Consider the following 9,242-nt stretch of genomic DNA (forward strand, 5'->3'; position numbering starts at 1 on the left):
CGACCTACACGCTTGCTGTTCTTGCACTATGAAAATCTTAGGCAAGTAGCAAAAATTTCCTTAAGAAACTGAAATATGTGCCGTAAAGATTAGTTGCATCCAGGCAAATCCAATCGGGGTCAGATCGGCCAACCGCACTATCATCTCGAAATTTTGACTATGAATCTCAGCCGAAAACTCCCACTTGCCTTTAGTTGCATCGCTCTGCTTTGTGCTATTACCGGACTGTCTGGCATTTTTCAAATGAACCAGGCCCTCGATACCTATATGCGGGTCATAGAGGTCGACATTGCCAATAAAGATGTCACCATGTCGATAATGGAAGACTTCAAGACCCAGGTTCAGGAGTGGAAAAACGTACTGCTGCGAGGCAAGGATCCCGAGCAGCTTGAGCGTTATTGGGCAGCCTTTCAGAAACACGAGGAAAAGGTTGCCCTGACCACCCAAAAACTCGCAACCCGTCTCTCCGACACCGAAACCCGCAAGCTGATCAACGGTTTTGCCGCTGCACATAAACAGAAGGGAATCGATTACCGCAAAGGGCTTCACGCATTTAAAGCAGCGGGATTCGAGCCTGCAGCCGGCGATGTCGCTGTCAAGGGAATGGACCGCGCACCGGTAGCCCTGCTCGACAAAGCCAGGGAGAAGATTGAATCGGTAGCGACGTCCAGCGAGACACACGCAGCGGAGCAACGCCAGAGGGCAATCGTTGTCAGCATCGCTCTGATGATCGTGGGCCTGGCTGCTGGCATCGGCGCGGGACTTCTGCTGTCGCGTGGAATCGTGCGTCCTATCGCCGAAGCAGTTGCCATCACCGAGCGCGTCGCCGAGGGTGACCTGACTGGCATTATTGATACGGCACGCACGGATGAGATCGGAAAGCTGATGCAGGCTTTGCGGCACATGAATGACAGCTTGGTAGGAATCGTCAGCACGGTCCGTAGCGGCACACGCACGATCGCCGGTGCAAGCAGCGAGATTGCCACCGGAAATATGGATCTCTCGACACGCACCGAACAGCAAGCCAGTTCACTGGAAGAGACCGCGTCGTCGATGGAAGAGCTGACCAGCACGGTAAAACACAATGCCGATAATGCGCGGCAAGCGAATCAGCTTGCGATCTCGGCGTCAGAAGTGGCGCGTCGCGGCGGTGCTGTGGTCGCTCAGGTCGTGGGCACCATGGCCGCGATCGATGCTTCATCGAACAAGATCGCCGACATCATCGGCGTGATCGACGGCATCGCGTTCCAGACCAATATCCTGGCGCTTAATGCGGCAGTCGAAGCGGCCCGCGCCGGCGAGCAGGGCCGCGGTTTCGCCGTAGTGGCGACTGAAGTGCGCAGCCTCGCACAGCGCAGCGCCGCTGCCGCCAAGGAAATCAAGACCCTTATTGGCGACTCTGCAGCCACGGTGAAGGCCGGTGGCAGACTGGTGGAAGAGGCCGGAACGACCATGGAAGAGGTGGTGTCGAGCGTGCTGCGTGTTACTGACATCATCAGCGAGATCAGCTCAGCCAGCCAGGAGCAGAGCGCGGGTATCGAACAGGTCAATATGGCAATTGCGCAGATGGACCAGGTTACCCAGCAAAACGCGGCACTGGTGGAAGAAGCTGCTGCGGCCGCGGCATCGATGCAGGACCAAGCATCTCGACTGGTGGAAGCTGTTGGCGTGTTCCGCATCAATGACGCGAGTTCCGACGGGAAATCGTGTGCACCGATGCTTGCCTTTAATTAGCCCGCAAGACACGAGGATTAAAACGGATCCACTCTTTAAACGCTGATCTCTACTTCTACTGCACCTTTTTTGCTAGAGATTGTTTTAGCCGGCTGACAATCTAGGTCTCCTCCTTTAATTGCGGCCCACTCATGTCGTTACCTTCGTCGCTGATGTAACTGATGTCTCGTTGCGCCCTTCCGGGAATCACGAAAGACTGCCGCAGGTCGTTTTTCCCCGTTCTGGCTGGGACCGCAGTCGGCCAATTGCGGTCGCTCCGGCCCTCAAATGCTCTTCGGACCGGAAAAATTACGGCAGCAGCCGCTTCAAGCAGGACAGCATTCTGCCCGGTCACCTGGTCCGTTTGCGCGATTGCCAGGTTGATCAAAGCAGTGCCGGCGCACTGCCCAATGCTGGCCCCGGCGATTTCGGCCATGACGTTGGTCAACCTCCGGACACCAGTGACCGCGTCCATCCATGTGGCGTCCGCTTTCGATGCCAGGAAGTGCCCACCTACACCTCATCCTTTGCAGCCGGCGCGGGGAAGTGCACAAACCTAACCGACCGGAACCTCCGGCGGAAGTATGCGGAAACCGTTGCCTAGCCCGCTGGAATGCTTATTGCTGCGTAATGTTCTTGCCCGCGCGCAGGAAGCAATGCCGTGCTTGTCCGGCGCCGGCGTACCGCCACATTTCTAGGGGCGTCAAATGATTTTTGGGGAGTTAGCAGCCAGCCCGGCGGACGCCGGCCGCCGTGCCGGTTTCGGTACAGGCAGGGATGACACCGTGTTGCAGGAATGGCGCAACCAGGCGCTGGCCATGGAAGCAGCGGTGGGTCGCGCCGTGATCGGCCAGGCCGAACCCATCCGGCTGATCAACATCGCTTTGTTTGCCCGCGGCCATGTGCTGCTCGAAGGGGATGTCGGCGTCGGCAAGACCACCGTGCTGCGGGCCTTTTCCAGGGCCATCGGCGGCAAGTTCGAGCGGGTAGAGGGCACGGTGGACATGATGCCCGGCGACCTGGTCTATCACACCTATGTCGATGCGGAAGGCCGTCCGCGCATCGATCCGGGGCCGCTCTTGCGGCATGGCGAGGAACTGGTCACCTTTTTCTTCAACGAGATCAACCGTGCCCGGCCGCAGGTGCAGTCCCTGCTGCTGCGAGCGATGGCGGAGCGCACGGTGTCGGCGTTCAACCGGGAATACCGCTTTCCGCATATGACCGTTTTCGCCGATCGCAACCGTATCGAGCGAGAGGAGACCTTCGAGCTTGCTTCTGCCGCGCGCGACCGTTTCCTGTTCGAGGTCCGGATGACCACGCCGACCTCGCCCGAGGTGCGGCGCGCCCTTGCGCTGGACCCGGTCTTTCATGACGCTGACGCGTTGATCGACAGTGTCGAGGCCGGCATGCTGCCATGGACCGCGATGAACGCGTTGGCGGCGCTGGTACAGCGCCAGGTGTCGGCCAGCGAGGCGCTGCAGGACTATGTGCTGGAGCTGTGGCAGGCCACCAGCACGCCGGTCCGGTACGGCATACGGCTCGACGGCGTCGACATGGACAGGCTGATCCTGGCGGGCGTGAGTCCGCGCGGCATTAGCGCGCTCATGCGGGCGGCCCGGGTGGCGGCCTGGCTGGACGAGCGGCTATACGTGACGCCGGAAGACGTGCAGGCAGTGCTGCGTCCGGCTTTTCTGCACCGCATCTTCTTTACACCCGTCTACGCGCTGCGCCAGGCGGAAATTGCCGAGGCGCTGCTGGGCGAAATGGTTTCCCGCATCGCCGCGCCCTGAATGCAGGCGCCCGGCACCATGGACCCCATCGCCTTTTTTTACCGCATTCCCGGCCGCAGCGGCGCGCACCGGCCGGGCGCTCACCAGGCCAGCACGAATGGCGCAGGCCATGCATTCCACAGCCACGCCCGGCTGTTCGATCTTCCCGATCCGCGCCGGCTCGATGTGCGCGCCAGCCTGCGCGCTGGACGCGGCGAATGGCTGGTGCGCACCTACCGGCAGCGCGCGGCAATCACGCTGCGGCTGTTGGTGGATATATCGGCCTCCATGCAGGTCGGCGCGCCGCTGCGCAAGCTCGACATCGCCGCCCAGATCGCCGAGTCCGCGGGGCACAGCGCGTTTGCCGTAGGCGACGCGGTCGGCCTGCTGGCGTTCGATGCGGCGCACCGCGAAGACCTGTATTTCCCGGTCGTCCACAGCCGCGGCGCCGGGATGCAGATGCGCCTGGCCATCGCCGCCTGCACGCCAGGCCGGACCGCCGGTTGCGGCCTGGTGGAGACGGCGCGCCAGCTTGCCGGACGCCGCGAGCTGGTCTTGCTGGTATCGGATTTTCACTGGCCCCTGGCGGTAATGGCCGAAGCGATGGACATGCTGAGCCATGCATGGTTGGTGCCGCTGGTCGTCTGGGACCGCACCGAGCTCGCGCCGCCGCCGGTGGACGGCTTCGTCACGCTGCGCGATGCCGAGACCGGAGCGGCCACGCCGGTCTGGGTGAATGCGCGGCTGCGCCAGCGCTGGGCGGCACAGCTTGAGAATCGTCGTCGCGCGCTCGATGCGCTGTTCGGCTCGCGCGGCCTGCAACCCCTTTATCTCGATGGCGGCTTCGATGCGGCGGCGCTGTCGCGCTATTTCGTGGAGCAGACGCCATGATGCGCAGGCTGCGCGCCTTTCTGCCGGCGGCCTGTGCCGCATGGCTCACGCTGCCTCCGGTCGCCACGGCCGAGGGTCTGCCGCCGGCGCCGCGCACCTTTGGCTACACGGTCGGCGACATCGTCGTCCAGCAGGTGCCGCTAGTACGGAACGGCAAGGACTTCAAGCCTGAGTCGCTGCCGCCGCCGGGCCGGGTCGGCAGTTCATTCTGGCGCCGCGATGCGCGCATTGCGAAGGATGCCGAGGGACGCAACTGGCTGCTGGTGGAGTATCAGATCATCAATGCGCCGCCCGCGCTGGAAGTGTGGTACCTGCCGCCGCTGCAGATCAGGGATGCCGGGGCCGACGGCATGCTCGACGTGCCGCCTTGGCGCTTTTCGATCGGCCCGCTGACGCCGCCGGAAGCATTCAATGCGCAGGGCCTGGGCGCGATGCGGGAAGACATGCTGCCGGCGCCGCAACCCCTGGCGCCGCTGGTGCGCCGCATGAAACTGGCCGCCGGCGCGCTCGCGCTGACGCTGCTGTTGTGGATGGCGGCGTTGTACCTCCGGCGCCGTTCGCTGCGCGGCGGCCTGCCGTTTGCGCGCGCGCTGCGCGACCTGGCACGCATGCCCGACGATGCGCCGCAGGCATGGCGGCGGCTGCAGCATGCGCTGAACGATGCAGCGGGACAGGTGGTCCGTGCCGGCAATGTTGAGCAGCTGCTGGAACATGTGCCCTATCTGGCAGCCGAGCGCGCCGCCATCGAGCAGTTCTGTCGCGAAGCAAGCGTGCTGTTCTTCAACGACGGGGCGCCTGCGCCGGCCGGCGGCGTGCGTACGCTGGCGCACCGGCTGGCCCGTCTTGAAAGGCGGCACGCATCATGAGCGGCATCGGCTTCGTTCAGCCCTGGTGGCTGCTGCTGTCGCTGCTGGCCCTGCTGCCGCTGCTGCGGCGGCCGCAGGAAGAGCAGCTGTTTGGCTGGAATGCGCTGCTGCCGCCCGATCCCGTCGGTCGCTGGCGGCAGCGACTGGAAAAGGCAGTCGCCGTGGCAGGCCTGATCGCCCTGGCCCTGGGCATGGCAGGCATCGGCCTGCCTCAGACCGTCGCCACGCGCCAAGGCAGCGGCGCCGAGATCCTGGTGCTGCTGGACCGCAGCGCCAGCATGGACGCAGCCCTGGTGCCACGCGGGGAGATGCCGCGCTCGGACAAGTATGCGGAGCCGAAAAAACGCAAGATCGCGCGCAGCGCACTGGCCAAGCTGGCTGCCGGAAGGCCAAACGACGTGTTTGCGCTGATGATGTTCAGCATCAACCAGTTCCAGGTGCTGCCCTTCAATTCGCAGCCGGAGATGATCCAGGCGGCCATCCAGGCCGGCGGCATCGGTTCCGGCCTGGGCGACACCGACGTCGGCGGCGCCCTGCTGGCGGCGATTGCCCGCTTCGACGACAGGCCCGCCAATGGCAACCGCATCCTGCTGCTGGTCTCTGACGGCGGCGCGCCGATTACACCACAGGCGCGCGCCGAGATTGCCGCCAACCTGCGACGCAACAAGATCACGCTCTACTGGATCTACCTGCGCTCGTTTAACCAGCCGCCGCTGGCCGAAAGCGCCGACCCGGCGTACGACCGCAGCGTCGAGATGGCGATGCACCGTTTCTTCAGCGCGCTGGACACGCCGTACCGTGCTTTTGAAGCGGAAAGCCCGCTGGCGATGGACCAGGCCGTCGCCGAACTGAGCCGGCAGCAGATGCTGCCCATCAGCTATCAGGTCAAGGTGCCGCGCGCCGATGGCGCCTGGTTGGCCTTCCTGTGCGCCGTTCTGGCCTTTGCGCTGCTGCTGGTATTGCGGATGCGCCATCTGGCCGTGCCGCCGGTGCGGAAACCCTTGGCGCCGGCGCCATGAGAACCCGGTCCATCCACTGGCTCTTTGCGGCACTGGCCATTGCCTGCCTAGCCGTGCTGGGCCAGGCGCTATTGGCGCACCGCGCAGCGACCGCTTATAACCAGGCGCTGGCCGCCCCGCAGGCGTCAGCCGGACCGACGCCCGTGGCGGCCTTGTCGCGCGGCGTGCTTCTTGCCGCCGCCAGCGATGCCAGTGCCGCACAACAGGCATTCCAGGTGCCGCTGCAGCAGGGCGATCCCACGCTGCGCAGGATGGCGCGCTACAACCTGGGCAACCTGCATTTGCGCCAGGCGCTGGCCATGCGGCGGGACGACATGGCGGCGGTGCCGCTGGTCGAACTCGCCAAGCAGTATTACCGGCAGGTGCTGGCCGAGGAGCCAGCGCACCAGGAGGCCCGCTACAACCTTGAGCGCGCGCTCTGGCTGCAGCCCGAAAGCGTAACCTGGATCGGCGTCAAGGACAAGGACAAGGCCCGCGAACGGCGGCTGACGGCGTCCAAGATCGAGCCGGGGGAACTGCCGTGAGGGGATGGACGCGCGACTGGTTGCTGCTGCTGGCCACGCTGTTGCTGGTGCTGGCCGCACTGCTGCCGCCGGTGGCCATGGAGCGCCACGTTTTTTCGCACCTGCTCGTCTTCGACATCACCCAGAGCATGAATGTGGCAGACCAGTCGATCGACGGCGCAAGCCTGACCCGCCTCGCCTGGAGCAAGCGCATGGCTACGCAGGCGCTGGCGGACCTGCCTTGCGGCTCCCGCCTTGGGCTCTCGGTATTCGCCAGCCGCCGCACGCTGATGGTGCTGGCGCCGGTCGAAATCTGCGCCAATTACGATGAACTGGAGCAGGCTATCAGCCAGGTGGACAGTCGTATGGCCTGGACCCAGGCCAGCGTGATCGCACGCGGCCTCTACACTGCCATCGAAGCCGCGGCCGAACTTCCACAGCCACCGTCGCTGCTGTTCATCAGCGATGGCCATTCGGCGCCGCCCGTGGATGAGGAAAACGCACCCGAGTTCTCGGCGCCGCGGACGCCAGTGCGCGGCGTGGTGATGGGCGTGGGAAGTCTGATGCCGCAGCCGATACCGCGCAGCGACAGCAGCGGCCGCTTCATCGGCTGGTGGGAAGCGGACGACGTGGTGCAGCGCAACCGCAGTGAAGACGGGCCGGACAGCCAGGAGCAGCTGTCGGCGCTGCATGAAAGGCACCTGCAGGCGCTGGCCCGTGTCACTGGCCTGTCCTACGCACGCATCGATTCCGCCGCCGCATTCCGGCGCGCCTCGCAAGACCCGGCGCTGGCGCAGACGCTGCGCGTGCCGACCGACGTACGCTGGGTCCCGGCCCTGGCGGCTGCACTGCTGCTGATCGCATTCTTCCTGCCGCGGCGTGCCGCCGTGTCCCTGGATCGCGTCCAAATATAGGCGAATGCGATGTAGCGCGCGACACCACAGAACCTGGTGGTTGCTATCAAGCCGATCATGGCAGTCAAGTCGAAGCGTGTGCTTGCAGGCTGATCAGGCATTGCCTGTTTCAATCACCAGCAAGGATCCTGTCCTAGTTCGTTACATCTTCCGGTCAGTTCATACAATTTCTTACACCATTTCGGTGAAGAGTTCGCTATCGTGCTGCCTAGAAGAACGCAGCAAGTCGTTGCACTTCGATTGATCAACAACCACTGAGGTCCTTATGAAAAAACTGTCTGCTCTGATCGCTGCCACCCTGTTTGCCGGTGTTGCCTTTGCCCAGGCGCCTGCTGTCGTCACCGAGCCGGCTGCCAAAAGCGAGCTGGCAACCAAGGGCGATGTGAAGGCCGCGGCGAAAGTCGAAAAAGCCGAAATCAAGGCAACTGAAAAGATCAACAAGGCCGTGGCGGATCAGGCCGTGACCGAGACCAAGGCCGATGCCAAAGCTGCCAAGACCAAAGCCGGTGCAGAAGCCAAGGCCGACAAGAAGATCCTGGCTGCCAAGAAGGATGTAGCTGACACCCAGGTCGACGCATCCGCCAAGGTTCACAAGGACCACAAGTAATGGCATGACGCCGGCCATGCTGATCGCGCTCAGCGTGGACCAGCAAGAAAAGCACCGCGGCGAGAAAACCTCCGCGGTGTTTTTTTTCGATTGCGATTCTTCCTTGTCTCGATCTCATTTGATGTGCATCCCATGTTGGCCATCTCCCAGGACAATGTAAATACGCTTACCCAAATTGCTTACTTATGGAATGGAGCCGTTTTTAACAGACCAACAAGGTAAGGACGGAGCAGGGCAGTCGACGGGTGTCGCAAGCAGCGAAACCTCGTCGACAGAAGATTACCGGTCGTATAGCGCGTACGCCCATAAGGTGACCGCTTGTGATTTCGACATATCTACGGTGAACTGTCTGACTGCGGTCGGGCAGTCGCAAACTCGCAGATCGAGTCAAAACGGCTTCAGAGCAGGCGAGGGAACCGCCGACAGACAAAACGGCTAAGGCGGTTGCCCCAACAAGGAACGGGCAAAGCCGCTCAAAAAATATTCAGACCCGGATTCAGACAAGATTAAGTTCAGTCTTGGAATGTGTCCAGCCTGATTCAAAGCCAAGGCGATCGATACTTTAATCGTCCACAAGGTGAAGCACAGCACGGCCTGAGAAAAGCAAGTTCAACGTGCAGACGCCGAAAGCGAATTAAGCACGACACAAACGCGGACTTCTGCGGCAGCTTTCGGTTGCGGTCCGCGGACGGGTAGGACCAGGGCGCAGTGCGCCGAACCTTGCGTCAGGGGATGGATCACACCGATTTTTTATTTTACATAACCTTAATTATCAGCAGTCTGGCTGTTACGGCAAAGTAGTAGTGTCCGCTTTTAGCAAAGTTGAAATGTCCGGTTTTCCCTGAGGCAGCGCATTCTTGCTGCTCACAGGGAGATCGCGATGAACAAAGCTGGGAGTATCACGATGACGATGCGCGCGCTGGATCAGCTTAAAGTAATTCAACAAGTAGTTGATGGTGG

Annotated in this window: 9 protein-coding genes; 8 read left to right on the forward strand and 1 reads right to left on the reverse strand. The window is 62.6% G+C overall.

Going from position 1 to position 9,242, the window contains the following annotated elements:
• The first annotated feature begins 243 nt into the window (after positions 1-243).
• Positions 244-1,734, forward strand: a complete 1,491-nt coding sequence (locus QOL82_RS11945; protein ID WP_283442486.1) for a methyl-accepting chemotaxis protein — start codon at positions 244-246, stop codon at positions 1,732-1,734.
• A gap of 100 nt (positions 1,735-1,834) precedes the next feature.
• Here QOL82_RS11945 and QOL82_RS11950 read toward each other — a convergent pair whose 3' ends face one another.
• Entirely contained in the window at positions 1,835-2,149 is a 315-nt protein-coding gene (locus tag QOL82_RS11950) for a hypothetical protein (protein WP_283442487.1), read from the reverse strand.
• A gap of 382 nt (positions 2,150-2,531) precedes the next feature.
• Here QOL82_RS11950 and QOL82_RS11955 point away from each other — a divergent pair, with 382 nt between their 5' ends.
• The 7 genes from QOL82_RS11955 to QOL82_RS11985 all read left to right on the forward strand — a co-directional run bounded on the left by QOL82_RS11955 (position 2,532) and on the right by QOL82_RS11985 (position 8,282).
• On the forward strand, positions 2,532-3,503 hold the full coding sequence (locus QOL82_RS11955; protein ID WP_283442505.1) for an AAA family ATPase: 972 nt from the start codon (positions 2,532-2,534) through the stop codon (positions 3,501-3,503).
• 18 nt (positions 3,504-3,521) lie between these two features.
• On the forward strand, positions 3,522-4,373 hold the full coding sequence (locus tag QOL82_RS11960) for a DUF58 domain-containing protein (RefSeq protein WP_283442488.1): 852 nt from the start codon (positions 3,522-3,524) through the stop codon (positions 4,371-4,373).
• Entirely contained in the window at positions 4,370-5,239 is an 870-nt protein-coding gene (locus QOL82_RS11965) for a calcium incorporation protein MxaA (protein ID WP_283442489.1), read from the forward strand. The genes QOL82_RS11960 and QOL82_RS11965 overlap by 4 nt, the downstream gene beginning before the upstream one ends.
• The gene (locus QOL82_RS11970) at positions 5,236-6,258 is read left to right on the forward strand and encodes a vWA domain-containing protein (protein ID WP_283442490.1); all 1,023 of its coding nucleotides are present in this window, start codon (positions 5,236-5,238) and stop codon (positions 6,256-6,258) included. The genes QOL82_RS11965 and QOL82_RS11970 overlap by 4 nt, the downstream gene beginning before the upstream one ends.
• Positions 6,255-6,782, forward strand: a complete 528-nt coding sequence (locus tag QOL82_RS11975; protein WP_283442491.1) for a hypothetical protein — start codon at positions 6,255-6,257, stop codon at positions 6,780-6,782. Before QOL82_RS11970 ends, QOL82_RS11975 begins: the two co-directional genes overlap by 4 nt.
• On the forward strand, positions 6,779-7,675 hold the full coding sequence (locus tag QOL82_RS11980; protein ID WP_283442492.1) for a VWA domain-containing protein: 897 nt from the start codon (positions 6,779-6,781) through the stop codon (positions 7,673-7,675). The genes QOL82_RS11975 and QOL82_RS11980 overlap by 4 nt, the downstream gene beginning before the upstream one ends.
• 265 nt (positions 7,676-7,940) lie before the next feature.
• A complete protein-coding gene (locus QOL82_RS11985; RefSeq protein WP_283442493.1) occupies positions 7,941-8,282 on the forward strand; it encodes a hypothetical protein in 342 nt (113 codons plus the stop codon).
• Positions 8,283-9,242: the final 960 nt, after the last annotated feature.

The sequence above is a fragment of the Noviherbaspirillum suwonense genome, assembly GCF_900182955.1.
GTDB classification, from domain to species: domain Bacteria; phylum Pseudomonadota; class Gammaproteobacteria; order Burkholderiales; family Burkholderiaceae_D; genus Noviherbaspirillum_A; species Noviherbaspirillum_A suwonense.